Genomic DNA, 13734 nt, shown 5'->3' on the forward strand with positions numbered 1-13734 from the left:
CCGGGCTTTTTTAACTGCGCGCTTCGCTCGTTAGGCGGACTTGTTTCAGGTACTTCCGTTATCCACCGCAAAATGTCGCCGCTTAGGCGGTGCCTTCGCTTCAGGCTTCGAGCCTTGGGTCTCGAACCGTTCGCTCAGCGCCATTTTTGACTGCGGTTTTGAGGCATCTCAACCGTACCTTTTCAGTGATTTTCAGATTTTTTGTGAATGAAACGGCTCGAAGTAAATGCCAGTAAGTCGCGTTCAGAAGTGACGCCGAGGGAGTGGTTCGAGACCTATGGCTCGAAGCCCGAACTGAGGGAACCGCCTAAGCGGCGGCACTTCGCGACGATCTCCGTGGTTCCTGAAACACGTCCATCCCAACCCTGCGCAGCCTCGATCTTCCAGCGAGAAAAAACGCAGGGTTCCAAGGGAGGCGCGTTTACGCCTCCCTTGGTCGGTGTGGGCCGACGCCCACGACCTTGAACTTGCCCTTAAAAGTTTCCTCTGCTTTCTAAAAGCTGAAAAAGCTTATTCAACCTTTTCTTTGAACTCGCATAAGTCCTCAATCACACAGGACCCGCACCGTGGTTTACGTGCGATACAGGTATAGCGCCCGTGCAAGATAAACCAATGGTGGCAATCGAGTTTGAACTCGGCGGGGACCACTTTAAGTAGCTTATCTTCGACATTCTCCACGGTCTTGCCGGGGGCGAAATTGGTGCGATTACAGACGCGGTAAATATGGGTGTCGACGGCGATGGTCGGCCAGCCAAAGGCGGTGTTGAGCACCACGTTGGCGGTTTTACGGCCGACGCCGGGCAGGGCTTCTAAGGCTTCGCGGTTTTCGGGGACTTCGCCGCCGTGCTTTTCCAGCAACAGGCGGCAGGTCTTGATCACGTTCTCAGCCTTGGAATTAAACAGGCCGATGGTTTTGATGTACTCCTTCACGCCGTCCACGCCCAGCTCCAGAATTGCGGCAGGGGTGTTGGCAATCGGATACAGCTTGGCGGTGGCTTTATTGACGCTCACGTCAGTGGCCTGCGCCGAAAGCAGAACCGCAATCAGCAGCTCGAATGGCGTGGTGTACACCAGCTCGGTGGTCGGGTGCGGGTTATTCTCCCGCAGCCGGCTGAGAATACTGATGCGCTTCTCTTTATTCATGACGCGTTACCCGCGCTGCCTTTCGGCAAGGTTGACTGCTGGGATGCGTGTGCTTTGGCGGCCTGACGCGCTTTTTGGCGTTGGTCAATCAGGTACTTACCTGCTAACAGCAGGCCCAAACCAATAAACGCGCCCGGCGGAAGCATGGCGAGCAGGAATGGGTTATCGAGGTGGATCACTTCGACGCGCAGCACCTTGGCCCAGCTGCCGAGCAGCAAATCTGCGCCGTTAAACAGTACGCCGCTGCCGAGAATTTCACGGATCGAGCCTAATACGAACATCGCGGCGGTGGCACCCAGGCCGGTCATCATGCCGTCGAGGGCGGCCAGATGCACCGGGCTACTGGCGGCGCAGGCTTCGGCGCGGCCCACCACAATACAGTTGGTGACGATCAGCGGGATGAAGATCCCCAGCGCCATATACAGGCCGAAAGCGTAGGCGTTGATTAGCATCTGCACGGTACTGACCACTGAGGCGATGATCAGCACGTAAATCGGAATACGGATCTCATTCGGCACCCAGCGGCGGAAGGCCGAGATCATGGCGTTGGTGCAGGTCAGCACCAGCGTGGTTGCCAGACCCAACCCCAGCGCGTTAGTCGCCGTGGAGGTCACCGCCAGCAGCGGGCAGAGGCCCAGCAGCTGTACCAGCGAGGAGTTATTGGTCCACAGACCCTGAACAATTATCTTCTTGGCTTCACTCATCACGGGCTCCACAAGGGGTGAGGTTTGAAAGCTGAGACGGTACCGTCTCGATAAACAGTGCCGTGCGTTTTACTGAACGCACCACGGCGCGCGGGGTAATGGTCGCGCCAGTAAATTGGTCGTACATGCCGCCATCTTTCTTGACGGCCCAACGCGGGTCGTCAGGGCCATTAATCACCTGATTAGCAAAGCTTTTGATCCAGTCAGAGATGCGAACTTCGATTTTGTCGCCGAGACCGGGCGTTTCATGGTGTTCAAGAACCCTCGAGCCATAAACTTTGCCATGAAAATCAGCGGCAACCAACAGTTGGATCGCGCCGGAATAGCCATCAGGGGCGGTAGTTTCAATTGCAGCGGCCACCGGTTTGCCATCCATGCGCGCCAGATAGAGGCGGTGCGGTGTGGCAGTCCCCAGTGATTCGTCCGTGACGTTGTAACATTCGTTCTGCATGTCATTGTTATAGACACTGGAAGGGATCACTTCGTCAAACAAGCTTTTTTGCTGTAACAGCGCCTGATGGGCAATGGTTGGCTTAGTAAGCAAGTTAACCATCGCGGTCATGCCGGTCATCAGCGCGCCAAACACCGCCAGCGTGACACCGTGGCGGCGCATGGTTTGAAGCATTTTACCTTTTTCCATACTGTCCTCAGCGATGCCCGTAAACGCGCGGTTGGGTGTAGTGGTCAATCAGCGGCACGGTGATGTTGGCCAGCAATACGGCGAAGGCGATACCGTCCGGATAACCGCCGTAGGTGCGAATAAGCCACACCAGCAGGCCAATCAGCGCGCCAAAGATCAGGCGGCCTTTCGGCGTGGTGGAAGCCGTCACCGGGTCAGTGGCGATAAAGAACGCGCCCAGCATGGTGGCCCCGGAGAACAGGCCAATCAGCGGCGAGGGGTGAGCCTCTGGTGAGAGTCCCCAGGCAACGCTGGCGCAGAAGGTCAGCATGGCCAGCATGCTCAGCGGGATGTGCCAGCTAATGATTTTGCGCCACATCAGGAACAGGCCGCCGACCAGAAAACCGAAATTGATCCACTGCCAGCCCAGACCTGCCAGAACGCCACCAAACAGCGGCTCGGCCAATACCTGATCGGTGCTGTGGCCGGAGCGCAGTCCGGTTTTAAAGGCGTCCAGCGGCGTCGCCTGAGTAATGCCGTCGACGTTCATCTGCAATTGATAAGCCGTCAGCCCCTGACTGTTATGGCCGCCAAAGATGGTCAGCAGCGTGTCGGTAAAGCCCACAGGGTGATGCTGCAAGGCGCCCGGCGGCATCCAGGTTGTCATCTGCACCGGGAAAGAGATCAGCAGTACTACATAGCCGACCATCGCCGGATTGAAGGGGTTCTGGCCGAGGCCGCCGTACAGCTGTTTGGCGATCACAATGGCGAAAATCGTGCCAATCACCACCATCCACCACGGGCCGAGCGGCGGCAGGCTGACGCCTAGCAGCACGGCGGTGAGCAGCGCGGTGTTATCTCCCAAACGTTTTTTGACCGGCATTTTGCGCAGTTGCAGCACCGCGCCTTCGGTCAGCAGGGCAATCACAATAGCCAGTGCCAGCTGGACCAGCGTGCCGTAACCAAAGAACCAGACCTGCGCCAGCAGGCCGGGAATACAAGCCACCACCACCATCAGCATGATGGCGCTGGTGCTTTGCCGGTTATGGGTGAAAGGAGAACTCGCGATTCTAAAAGCCATTTATTCCTCGTTCGACATAGTCTGAGCAGCCGCTTTACGCGCCTTAACTCGAGCGATCGCAGCAGCCACGGCGGCTTTGCGTGGATCGCTTTCTTGTTGTGTTGGTTCTGATGCAGCCTGTTCAGACGCGTCTTCCTGCGCGGCGGCCTTCTTGGCTTTGGCGCGGGCAATGGCGGCGGCGACGGCCGCTTTACGCTTGTCCTCTACCGACGGTTCAGTCAGTGACGGTGTCACGGAAAGCGTGCTGTCAGTGGCTTCAACCACCACGCCGCTGTTACCGGCTTTCTTAGCTTTCACGCGGGCGATAGCGGCAGCCACCGCGGCTTTACGCGCGGCGTCGTCATCGCTGCTGACTGGAGCAGAAGGCGTGGTGACGGTTTCGGAGGCCACAGGTGTTTCCTGCGTGGCAGCCGCTTTTTTAGCTTTGGCGCGGGCCACGGCGGCAGCGACGGCGGCCTTACGGGCATCGTCGTTGTCGGTTTTTTCGGCGGCTGGAGCAGCAGGAGCAGTTTCTGGTGCGGCAACGTCTGCGCCTTCGGCAGCGGCCTTTTTAGCTTTAGCGCGAGCAATCGCCGCAGCCAAAGCAGCCTGACGCGGATCGGTTTCCGCCGCTTTCTCTTGAGATGCAGCAGGGGCAGCAGCCTCGGCGGCTTGCTCAACCGGGGCTTTATCCACGGCTGGAGTATCCAGCTTCACGGCGGCTTTTTGATGTTTCTCTTCGCGCGCCAGCTTCTCGCGCTCCATGCGCGCCTGTTTGGCTTCGAAGCGCGCCTTGGCTTCGGTGGCTTTGGCGGTTTCTAAATCGACTGCGCGGATCTCGGCTTTTTCCTGGCGGTAGTACTGCACCAGCGGAATATTGCTTGGGCAGACATAGGCGCAGGCGCCGCATTCGATGCAGTCGAACAGGTTATGATTGCGCGCTTTTTCATGCTCCTGCCCCCGGCTGAACCAGTAAAGCTGCTGCGGCAGCAGGCCCGCCGGACAGGCGTCGGCACACAGACTACAGCGGATACAGGCTTCTTCCGGCTCGGGCTGGCCTATTTCGCTTTCAGAAGGTGCCAGCAGGCAGTTGGAGATTTTCACTACCGGCACGTCGAGAGATGGCAGGGTGAAGCCCATCAGCGGACCGCCCATAATCACCATCTTCTGTGGGCTTTGGGGGCGCAGCGCGCCTTCAACCATCAGGTGAGAAATTGGCATGCCGATACGCGCCCAGACGTTGCCCGGCTTTTCCATCGCTTCGCCGGTCAGCGTCACCACGCGCTCAATCAGCGGCTCGCCGTCAATAATGGCGCGCTTGATGGCGAACACCGTGCCGACGTTCTGCATCAGCACGCCGATATGCGAGGAGTGATGGCCTTTCGGCACTTCGAGTCCGGTCAAAATCTTGGTGAGCTGCTTGGCACCGCCGGAAGGGTATTTGGTCGGCACTACGCGCAGCTCGAACTTCACGCCGTCAGCTTGTTCAGCTTTAATCGCCTGCTTCAGGGCGCTAATGGCTTCGGGCTTATTGTCTTCAATGCCAATCAGCACGCGCTCTGGCTTAAGCATGTGGCAGAGAATGCGCGTGCCTTCGAGGATCTCAGCCGCGTGTTCTTGCATCAGCCGGTCATCGGCGGTGATGTAAGGCTCGCACTCGGCGGCATTGAGGATCAGCGTGCGGGTAGAGGTCAGTCCGCCCTGAAGCTTGCTGGCAGTAGGGAAACCCGCGCCGCCCAGCCCGGCTATACCGGCCTGATGGATACGCGCATTCAACTCGGCGGCGTCCAATTGGCGATAATCAGTGACAACGTCACGCTCGCACCAACGGTCTTCTCCGTCGGCAGAAATCAGGATGCACAGCTCTTTCAGGCCCGACGGATGGGCGGTGATGTGTGGCTCGATGGCGCTAATAACGCCGGAGGTCGGGGCGTGAACCGGCACGGTGCGGCCGCGACCGGTGGTCAGCGGCTGGCCTTTTAATACCCGATCACCGGATTTCACGCACAGCTCGCCCTCAGGGCCGAGGTGCTGTTGCAGAGGAATAATATAGCGCTCGGACAGCGGCACGCGGCGCAGGGGCACGTGGCTCGACTGGGTCTTCATTTCTGGCGGATGGATGCCGCCGTCGAAGTCCCACAGTTTGTCTTTCTTGAGCGCAGAAAACAGATTAAACATGGCGTTCCGCTTACTCCGCATGAATGACTTGCACCGGAATGGATTTCATATCCCATTTCCAGTTTGCGGTGGTGGTTTTAATCGGCAGCATTTCAATGCAGTCCGTCGGACAAGGCGCGACGCACAGATCGCAGCCGGTACATAAATCGGTTATCACAGTGTGGACGGCGCGGGTCGCGCCGACGATGGCGTCAACCGGGCAGGCCTGAATGCACTTGGTGCAGCCGATGCAGTTGCTTTCGTCGATATAGGCTACGGTGCGCACGGGCACGGCTGGCGCGGCGTCATCGCCCAGTGGCTGCGGCTCAACGTTCAGCAGGGCAGCCAGTTTCAGCATCACGGCTTCACCGCCGGGGACGCATTTGTTGATGTTGTCACCGTTGGCGACGGCCTCGGCGTAAGGCTTACAGCCCGGATAACCGCACTGTGCGCACTGGCTTTGCGGCAGAATATCGTCAATCTGATCGACAACCGGATTGCCTTCAACGGCAAAACGGCGCGACGCATAGCCCAGCAGCAGCCCGAAAACCAGTGCCAACGCCGTGAGCGCGCCAATCGCAACCCATAATTCAAACATTAGAATTTCACCAGACCGGTAAAGCCCATAAAGGCCAGAGACATCAAACCGGCGGTGACCAGTGCAATTGAAGAGCCTTTAAAGGGCGCGGGGACATCCGCCACCACCAGGCGTTCGCGGATAGCGGCAAACAGCACCATCACCAGTGAGAAGCCAAGAGACGCGGCGAAGCCGTACAGCGCGGACTGCATGAAGTTGTGCGCCTGGTTGATGTTCAGCAGCGCCACGCCCAGTACCGCGCAGTTGGTGGTGATCAGCGGCAGGAAGATGCCGAGCAGGCGATAAAGCGACGGACTGGTTTTGCGCACCACCATTTCGGTGAACTGCACCACCACGGCGATCACCAAAATGAAGGCCATGGTGCGTAGATAGACCAGCCCCAAAGGCATTAATACGAAGGTGTTTACGATCCACGAGCAGATATTCGACAACGTGATAACGAATGTTGTGGCCAATCCCATGCCGATCGCGGATTCCAGCTTTTTCGACACGCCCATGAACGGGCAGAGGCCGAGAAACTTAACCAAAACAAAGTTGTTCACCAGTACGGTACCGACGAACAGTAACAAGTATGAAGTCATAACATTGCCTGAAGATTACTGTTAATTACTGTAGAGAGATCCGCGCATGATGGGCAGGCGCGACAACCGCTAAAGCTAAAAATATTGTCTGAAATAACCTCTCCACAGACAACGGAGTCATTGTAGGGTTATTCCGTGAACGTCTCTTTAACGCGACGAGAACGTTTGAAATAGGGCACTAATAGCGCCGCTGGCAGCAGTGACAGCAACAGATTGCGCACCGCCATATCGTCATTGATTGGCGAAAACGCGAAGGCTTTGATAGCCAGCAGCACGGTACACAGCAGCCAGATGGTGAATACCTTCGGCACCACTCGGCGACGTTTACAGAACTGCATCAGCAGCACGATGGTAAAGGCACCCATGGCCAGCGCAGTCACTACGGAGAAATACCATTGCAAAGTAAAGGCTTGCGAATTAGTTATCAGATATTCGCGCGACTCGGGCACAAACAGCGCCATCGAGAACAGGACCAAGGTCAGCGCGACGCTCAACAGCGTAACAATCAGATAAGCCAGAGGAGCGAGTAACCAGCCGCCAATGCGTTTATATTCCGTTTCACGGGAGATCGGTTGTTGAGACATAATCAGCCTTAAGTTACTTTGGATGCCGAATAAACGGGCGATATAGCCCTATTCAAGGCGCAGAAGTTTACCCTGAGATGTAAGCCAGCTCTATCGTATTCATGTGATTGAACCCTGAGTGGCTTATGGATGAGCAATATTGGTTAATCCCTGACAATCAAATGACGCGAAAACGTTCAACAACCGACGCCATAAAAAACGCCTGAGCTTGCTCAGGCGTTATTGTTTGCGGGGAAGGGAAATATCATCAGTGCAGCGGAACAAAAATCTCGGTGGCGACCACCACCACAATCAGGCCCGCCAGTACCGGCACCGAGGTGCGCTTCACTACTTCAAATGGCGAGATTTTTGCCATACCCGCCACGGCGACCACCACGCCGGAAACCGGGGAGATGGTGCGGCCGAGGTTTGAGGCTTGCAGCATCGGGATCACCAAATACTCTGGATTGATGCCCATTTTGGTGGCCAGTTTCGGGATCAGCTCGACGAAAGCGTAAAACGACGCGTTGCCCGAGCCGGTGGTCATCGCCGCCAGCACCGTGATGATCACCAACACCAGCATCATCACCAGCCCGCCGGAACCTACATTTTGCGCCAAACCAATCAGGCTGCTGATAAAGCCCACGGTGCTTAAGCCTTGGGCGAATACCCCGGCGGCGACCAGCAGCATCACCACGTTGGCGAAAGCGTCCGCCATGCCGCGATAGGCGACGTCCAGCCCGGCGAATACGGCTTTGCCGCTACGATTGCGGAAGGTTTCGATAATCGCCGTCAGCGCCATGCAGATAACCAAAATGGTAATGATGTGCAGGTTCGGCCCCCATTTTCCGTCGAATACCAGCACGCCGACAATCGGGGTAAATGGCAGGATGGCGTAAAACCAAGGGGCATTGGTTTCCACGGTGGTGACGGGTGTTTCTTCAATAATCTGCGCCGTGCCGGCTTCGCGTTTGTCGAGGAAACGCTGCCAGAAGAAGTGGGCAATCGCCATCACCACGATGGCGGCGATAGAGATTGGCAGGGTGACTTTAAAAGCGAAATCGACCAGCGGCATGTTGGAAGCTTGCGCGGCCAGCACCACGTCGCCGGAGGTTGGCGAGAGAATGATCGCCGCCGGAGAGGCGCAGATGGCGGCTGCGGCACCGCGACTGATGCCGACGTTGACCATGATCGGGAACAGGGTTGCCATCAGCAGCACGCCAAGGCCGGTGGCCGAAGAGACGGCGAGCGACATCAGGCAAGCCAGAATATAGGCCGCCACCATCAGGATATAGGGGGAGTTGATCATCTGTAGCGGGCGCGAAGCCAGGCGCACCACCACGTCGTTGGCACCGATGTGGGTCATGTAAGCCGCAAAGCCGCATAGCATCATGATCATCATGCCGAGGTCGCCGCCGCGACTCATCAGCAGGATTTTGACATATTCGACGATATCGGTGCTGTTCCAGCCGGTGGATTTAGTGCCTTCCGGCAACACGTTGTGGCCCATTAGGGCGCTGATGATTAACAGCAGCAGCCCGCCCACCATGAGCACGCCGGTGGGCGAATAGCCTTTAATAATGTAGCGGCCTACGATAACGGTTATCACTAGCCCTATAAGCAAGTCCCACATAGATTCAGATCCCCAGAAATAAGAAATAATGATGCATAAATAACGACATGGATAAGCACTGTGCACAATCTGGGCACATAGCGTCTATGATGTTTATCAAGGTAATCATCCATGTTGTGAATAAAAACACTGGGTGATTTGTTTGTTACGAAGGAGATGAAGATGTCTGAAACGCTGCGCGTTGGGCTAGTCGGTTACGGCTTTGCCAGTAAAACTTTTCATTCCCCGCTGATTGCCGGTACGCCGGGCCTTGAGCTGGCAGTGGTCTCCAGCAGTGACGCCAGCAAAGTGCAGGCGGACTGGCCTTCGGTGCAGGTGGTGGATAGCCCGGAGAAAATCTTCGCCGATGCGACTATTGATCTGGTGGTGATCCCAACCCCCAATGCCACCCATTTCCCGCTGGCCCAGCAGGCGCTTGAGGCCGGGAAGCACGTGATTGTCGACAAGCCTTTTACCGTCACGCTGGGCGAGGCGCGCTCGCTGAACATTCTGGCGCAGGAGAAAGGCAAGGTGCTGTCGGTGTTCCACAACCGCCGCTGGGACTCGGATTTCCTCACCGTGCAGGCCTTAATCAATGAAGGGACGCTGGGGGAGATTGTCTATTTCGAATCCCATTACGATCGTTTCAAACCCCAGGTGCAGCAGCGCTGGCGGGAGAATGACGAGCTGGGCAGCGGCATTTGGTATGACTTAGGTTCACACCTGCTGGATCAGGCTTTGCGGCTGTTTGGCCTGCCGGACACCATCCAGTCCGATTTGGCCGTAGTCAGGCCGGGCGGCAAGGCGGTGGATTACTTCAACACCACGCTGACCTACGGCCGCCGCCGCGTGGTGCTGCACAGCACGGTTTACGCCTCGGCCGAGACCGCGCGCTTTATCGTGCAGGGGGAAAAGGGCAGTTTTGTGAAGTATGGCCTCGACACGCAGGAAGAGTCCCTGAAAGCCGGGCAGCGCCCGCCGCAGGCCAAGTGGGGAGAAGATCCGCACGACGGCGTGCTGATTCTGAGCTATGAAGGCGTGCTGGCGGATAAGCCTCTGCCCACCTTGCCCGGCGATTATCCGGCTTACTATGCCGGAGTGCGCGACGCCATTCTCGGGCTGGGGGAAAATCCGGTTCCGGCCAGCGATGCTATTCGCGTGATGGAGTTGATTGAGCTAGGTATTCACTCTTCCCATCAGCAAGCCACCTTGAAAGTACCGAAAAGTTGAGCGACATTGATGACTTAGACGCCGCGCATTGCGGCGATTTTTTTGCAAGGAACTCTACATGTCTTGGTTACAGCGACTGCGTATTGATAAATTTCTGCTGATTTTGGTCAGCGTGGTGGTCATCGCGTCATTCTTTCCCTGTGAGGGGATCTACAAAACGATTTTTGAACACCTGACCACCGCCGCCATTGCGCTGCTGTTCTTCATGCACGGCGCCAAGCTGTCGCGTGAGGCGATCATGGCCGGGATCAGTCACTGGAAGCTGCATCTGGTGGTGTTTCTCAGCACCTTTGCGCTGTTCCCGCTGCTCGGTTTAGGGATGAAATGGCTGGTGCCGCTGGGCATTTTAACCCCGACGCTGTACTACGGTTTCCTCTATCTCTGCGCGCTGCCTGCCACCGTGCAGTCTGCCATTGCTTACACTTCGGTGGCGGGCGGTAACATCGCGGCAGCTATCTGTAGTGCTTCTGCGTCGAGCATTCTTGGCGTGTTCCTCTCCCCGGTGCTGGTTGGCCTGCTGATGCACACCCAGGGCGGCAGCAGCAATACGCTGCACGCCATCGGTTCCATCGTGCTGCAACTGATGGTGCCCTTTATTATTGGTCATCTGTGCCGCCCGCTGATTGCCGGCTGGGTGCAGCGCCACAAGAAAATCGTCAATATCACAGACCGTTCTTCGATTCTGCTGGTGGTGTATGTCGCCTTCAGTGAAGCCGTGGTCGAGGGGATTTGGAGCCAAATCGACGGTTGGTCGCTGCTGGCGATTCTCGGTTGCTCATTGGTACTGCTGGCGATTGTGCTGATCATCAATACGCTGGTAGCGCGCTGGCTGAGCTTCAGCACTAAAGATGAAATCACCATTGTGTTCTGCGGCTCGAAGAAGAGTCTGGCGAACGGCATCCCGATGGCCAACGTGCTGTTCCCAGCCTCCGCGGTGGGCGCAATGGTGCTGCCGCTGATGATTTTCCACCAGGTTCAGCTGATGGTCTGCGCGGTATTGGCTCAGCGTTACGCTAAGAAAGTGGCGAAAGAAGACGTCGAGCGGGAAGGCAATAAAGCAGCTTTAGAGCAGTAAAGCAGTCAGTTAGAAAGAGGGGATGAGGCGTTCACCGTCTCATCCCCGTCTCATTAGGCTTTCACTTTGGCGCGAATCGCCTCTTTCTCAGCCTCGCTGAGGAAGGCCATGGTTAAGCCATTCTCCTGCGCCTGACGGATTTCATCAGAGGTCAGGCCCGCCGCCGGTGCCGCAACGCGGTATTCGTGCTCAATCTCAATCCCCTGAACCGCCGGGTCATCGGTGTTAATTGACGCCAGAACGCCGTGACGCAGGAAGGTCGCCAGCGGGTGGCTGTCGAGCGCCGCCACGGTGCTGGTTTGAATATTCGACGTCAGGCAGGACTCGATACCAATCTGGTGCTTGGCTAAGAAGTCCATCAGCTCTGGGTCTTCCGCCGCTTTCACGCCGTGACCGATACGCTCTGCGCCCAGCTCGCGAATCGCCTGCCAGATGCTCTCCGGACCTGCCGCTTCGCCTGCGTGAACGGTAATGCGCCAGCCCGCGTCGCGCGCACGGTTAAAGTGGCTGAGGAACAGGCTGCCGGGGAAGCCCAGCTCGTCACCGGCTAAGTCCAGCGCGGTGATGCCGTCGCGGTGCGCCAAAAGGCCGTCCAGCTCTTGTAGACAGGCCTCTTCACCGAAGGTGCGGCTGAGAATACCAATCAGGCGCACGTCAATGTCATGCTCCTGACGACCACGACGGATACCGTCGATCACGGCTTCAACCACGCCCGCTACTGGCAGATTGTGGGTCATCGCCATGTAATAAGGTGAGAAGCGCAGCTCGGCGTAGTGCAGACCGGCATTGGCGGCGTCAGCGACGTTTTCCTGCGCCACGCGGCGGCAGGCGTCGAGATCGCCGAGCACTTTCACGCCCCAGTCGAGTTTCTGCAAAAAGCTGACTAAATCTGGCTCAGTTTTGGTCACCTGAACGTGGGGACGCAGGGCGTCAAGCTCGGTAGCGGGCAGAGTGAGGTTGAACTGGCGACCTAAGTCGAGGATGGTTTGAGCGCGAATATTGCCATCAAGGTGGCGATGAATGTCAGTCAGAGGGAGGCGTGTATCAATCATAGAGTGCACTCATTATCGTTTGAAAAGTGCGGGGCATTATAACCGTTGGGAAGGATTTGTGAAATTTTGTTGCGCAACAAAGTGAGAAATAAGCACTTTGTTGCGCGTAAATAGTGCAAAACGGAAGGATTGCAGTGGTTTACGCCTTAAGGGCGCGGATCCCAGCGATTAACTTCGCCACGCCCATTTCGACTTTGGCGCGCGGGCAGCCGACGTTCAAACGCAAGAAACCTTCGCCTTCCGCGCCATAGGTGTAACCCGGCATGATGGCGACTTTCTGGTTATCTATCAGTTCGCGCTGCAAGGCTTTGTCATCCAGCTTCAGCGGGCGCAGGTCAATCCACGCCAGATAGGTCGATTGCGGCGGCTGCCAGTTTAGCTCCTCAAAGGCCGCATTCAGGGTGTCAGCGACATAGTGCAGGTTGCTCTCCAGATAGCGGCGCAGAGCGTCGAGCCAGACGTCGCCCTGACGATAAGCCGTGACGTGAGCCAGTACGGCTAACACAGCCGGGGAGGAGAGGCCGTCGCAGGCTTTCAACTGATACAGGTAGGCGTCGCGCTGCGCCGGGTCGCTAATCAGGCCATAAGCCCCGGTCAGGGCCGGAATGTTGAAGCTTTTCGAGCCGGAGGTCAGCAGCGCCCACTGGCCGGTTGCCACTTCATTCCACGGCGTATGGCAGTTATTTCCCCAAATCATATCCATGTGAATTTCATCACTGATCACGCGCACATTGTGGCGCTGGCACAGCTCGGCAATCAGCGTCAGCTCGGCTCTGCTCCATACTTTACCGGTTGGGTTGTGCGGGCTGCACAGCAGCAGCAGGGTGCAATCCGGCGCGGCCAGCTGTTGCTCAAGCAAATCGCTATTGAGCAGCCAGTCGTTGCCCTGTTTCTCCAGCGGGCAGGCGATAAGCTTGCGCTGATTGCCGTCAATCACCTTGAAGAAGGCGTCATAGGCGGGAGTGAAGGTCAGAATGCCGTCGCCCGGCTGGGTCCACTGGCGAATCAGCTGCGCGACCATGTAAATCACCGAAGGGCCGTAGACCACCATGTTGCGGTCAATCTGGCTGTTAAATCGCTGCTGGTACCAATGCTCAATCGCGCCCAGAAAATCATCATGCTGCCAGCGGCTATAGCCCAGTACGCCGTGCTGTAGGCGTTTTTGCAGCGCCTCGAGGATGCAGGGCGCGGTGGCAAAATCCATGTCGGAGATGGTGAAAGGCAGCAAGTCAGCACTGCCAAAACGGTCTGCGACGTAATCCCACTGGGTGCACCATGTGCCGTGGCGGTCAACCGGGGTGGAGAAATCAAAAAGGCTTGTGGACATTTTCGCTCCCTGA

Annotated in this window: 13 protein-coding genes; 2 read left to right on the forward strand and 11 right to left on the reverse strand. The window is 57.2% G+C overall.

Annotated elements, in window-relative coordinates; translation table 11 throughout:
• Window positions 1-510: 510 nt before the first annotated feature.
• The 9 genes from nth to dcuC form a co-directional block, all read right to left on the reverse strand.
• A complete protein-coding gene (gene nth, locus V2154_RS09365; RefSeq protein ID WP_353501995.1) occupies window positions 511-1143 on the reverse strand; it encodes an endonuclease III in 633 nt (210 codons plus the stop codon).
• On the reverse strand, window positions 1140-1847 hold the full coding sequence (locus V2154_RS09370; protein WP_353501996.1) for an electron transport complex subunit E: 708 nt from the start codon (window positions 1845-1847) through the stop codon (window positions 1140-1142). The genes nth and V2154_RS09370 overlap by 4 nt, the downstream gene beginning before the upstream one ends.
• Window positions 1840-2472 carry an electron transport complex subunit RsxG gene (gene rsxG, locus V2154_RS09375; RefSeq protein ID WP_353503963.1) on the reverse strand — a complete coding sequence of 211 codons (633 nt, stop codon included), beginning with the start codon at window positions 2470-2472 and terminating at the stop codon, window positions 1840-1842. The genes V2154_RS09370 and rsxG overlap by 8 nt, the downstream gene beginning before the upstream one ends.
• Window positions 2473-2494: 22 nt before the next feature.
• Complete coding sequence (gene rsxD, locus V2154_RS09380; protein WP_353501997.1) at window positions 2495-3547, reverse strand: electron transport complex subunit RsxD; 1053 nt, start codon at window positions 3545-3547, stop codon at window positions 2495-2497.
• Window positions 3548-5704 carry an electron transport complex subunit RsxC gene (gene rsxC / locus V2154_RS09385; RefSeq protein ID WP_353501998.1) on the reverse strand — a complete coding sequence of 719 codons (2157 nt, stop codon included), beginning with the start codon at window positions 5702-5704 and terminating at the stop codon, window positions 3548-3550.
• Between the two features lie 10 nt (window positions 5705-5714).
• Complete coding sequence (gene rsxB / locus V2154_RS09390; RefSeq protein WP_353501999.1) at window positions 5715-6281, reverse strand: electron transport complex subunit RsxB; 567 nt, start codon at window positions 6279-6281, stop codon at window positions 5715-5717.
• Window positions 6281-6862, reverse strand: a complete 582-nt coding sequence (gene rsxA, locus V2154_RS09395; RefSeq protein WP_034790318.1) for an electron transport complex subunit RsxA — start codon at window positions 6860-6862, stop codon at window positions 6281-6283. Before rsxA ends, rsxB begins: the two co-directional genes overlap by 1 nt.
• 128 nt (window positions 6863-6990) lie before the next feature.
• Complete coding sequence (locus tag V2154_RS09400) at window positions 6991-7446, reverse strand: DUF2569 domain-containing protein (RefSeq protein WP_353502000.1); 456 nt, start codon at window positions 7444-7446, stop codon at window positions 6991-6993.
• 247 nt (window positions 7447-7693) lie between these two features.
• A complete protein-coding gene (gene dcuC, locus V2154_RS09405; RefSeq protein WP_353502001.1) occupies window positions 7694-9058 on the reverse strand; it encodes an anaerobic C4-dicarboxylate transporter DcuC in 1365 nt (454 codons plus the stop codon).
• A 162-nt stretch (window positions 9059-9220) separates the two neighbouring features.
• On the opposite strand from dcuC, the gene V2154_RS09410 reads away from it, so the two are divergent.
• Window positions 9221-10267 carry an oxidoreductase gene (locus V2154_RS09410; RefSeq protein ID WP_353502002.1) on the forward strand — a complete coding sequence of 349 codons (1047 nt, stop codon included), beginning with the start codon at window positions 9221-9223 and terminating at the stop codon, window positions 10265-10267.
• 58 nt (window positions 10268-10325) lie between these two features.
• Window positions 10326-11342: a bile acid:sodium symporter family protein gene (locus V2154_RS09415; protein ID WP_353502003.1), complete on the forward strand. Its 1017-nt coding sequence runs from the start codon at window positions 10326-10328 to the stop codon at window positions 11340-11342.
• Between the two features lie 53 nt (window positions 11343-11395).
• Here V2154_RS09415 and add read toward each other — a convergent pair whose 3' ends face one another.
• Both add and V2154_RS09425 read right to left on the reverse strand, forming a co-directional pair.
• The gene (add, locus tag V2154_RS09420) at window positions 11396-12394 is read right to left on the reverse strand and encodes an adenosine deaminase (protein ID WP_353502004.1); all 999 of its coding nucleotides are present in this window, start codon (window positions 12392-12394) and stop codon (window positions 11396-11398) included.
• 139 nt (window positions 12395-12533) lie between these two features.
• Window positions 12534-13721, reverse strand: a complete 1188-nt coding sequence (locus V2154_RS09425; protein ID WP_353502005.1) for a MalY/PatB family protein — start codon at window positions 13719-13721, stop codon at window positions 12534-12536.
• Between the last annotated feature and the right edge of the window lie 13 nt (window positions 13722-13734).

It is taken from the genome of Ewingella sp. CoE-038-23 (assembly GCF_040419245.1).
Taxonomy (GTDB): domain Bacteria; phylum Pseudomonadota; class Gammaproteobacteria; order Enterobacterales; family Enterobacteriaceae; genus Ewingella; species Ewingella allii.

Excerpts from the sequence above, each read along its gene's own strand:
- dcuC (WP_353502001.1), bottom strand. The coding sequence starts at position 9,058 with ATGTGGGACTTGCTTATAGGGCTAGTGATAACCGTTATCGTAGGCCGC.
- V2154_RS09410 (WP_353502002.1), top strand. The coding sequence starts at position 9,221 with ATGTCTGAAACGCTGCGCGTTGGGCTAGTCGGTTACGGCTTTGCCAGT.
- rsxC (WP_353501998.1), bottom strand. The coding sequence starts at position 5,704 with ATGTTTAATCTGTTTTCTGCGCTCAAGAAAGACAAACTGTGGGACTTC.
- rsxA (WP_034790318.1), bottom strand. The coding sequence starts at position 6,862 with ATGACTTCATACTTGTTACTGTTCGTCGGTACCGTACTGGTGAACAAC.
- nth (WP_353501995.1), bottom strand. The coding sequence starts at position 1,143 with ATGAATAAAGAGAAGCGCATCAGTATTCTCAGCCGGCTGCGGGAGAAT.
- V2154_RS09425 (WP_353502005.1), bottom strand. The coding sequence starts at position 13,721 with ATGTCCACAAGCCTTTTTGATTTCTCCACCCCGGTTGACCGCCACGGC.
- rsxB (WP_353501999.1), bottom strand. The coding sequence starts at position 6,281 with ATGTTTGAATTATGGGTTGCGATTGGCGCGCTCACGGCGTTGGCACTG.
- rsxG (WP_353503963.1), bottom strand. The coding sequence starts at position 2,472 with ATGCTTCAAACCATGCGCCGCCACGGTGTCACGCTGGCGGTGTTTGGC.
- V2154_RS09400 (WP_353502000.1), bottom strand. The coding sequence starts at position 7,446 with ATGTCTCAACAACCGATCTCCCGTGAAACGGAATATAAACGCATTGGC.
- add (WP_353502004.1), bottom strand. The coding sequence starts at position 12,394 with ATGATTGATACACGCCTCCCTCTGACTGACATTCATCGCCACCTTGAT.
- V2154_RS09370 (WP_353501996.1), bottom strand. The coding sequence starts at position 1,847 with ATGAGTGAAGCCAAGAAGATAATTGTTCAGGGTCTGTGGACCAATAAC.
- V2154_RS09415 (WP_353502003.1), top strand. The coding sequence starts at position 10,326 with ATGTCTTGGTTACAGCGACTGCGTATTGATAAATTTCTGCTGATTTTG.
- rsxD (WP_353501997.1), bottom strand. The coding sequence starts at position 3,547 with ATGGCTTTTAGAATCGCGAGTTCTCCTTTCACCCATAACCGGCAAAGC.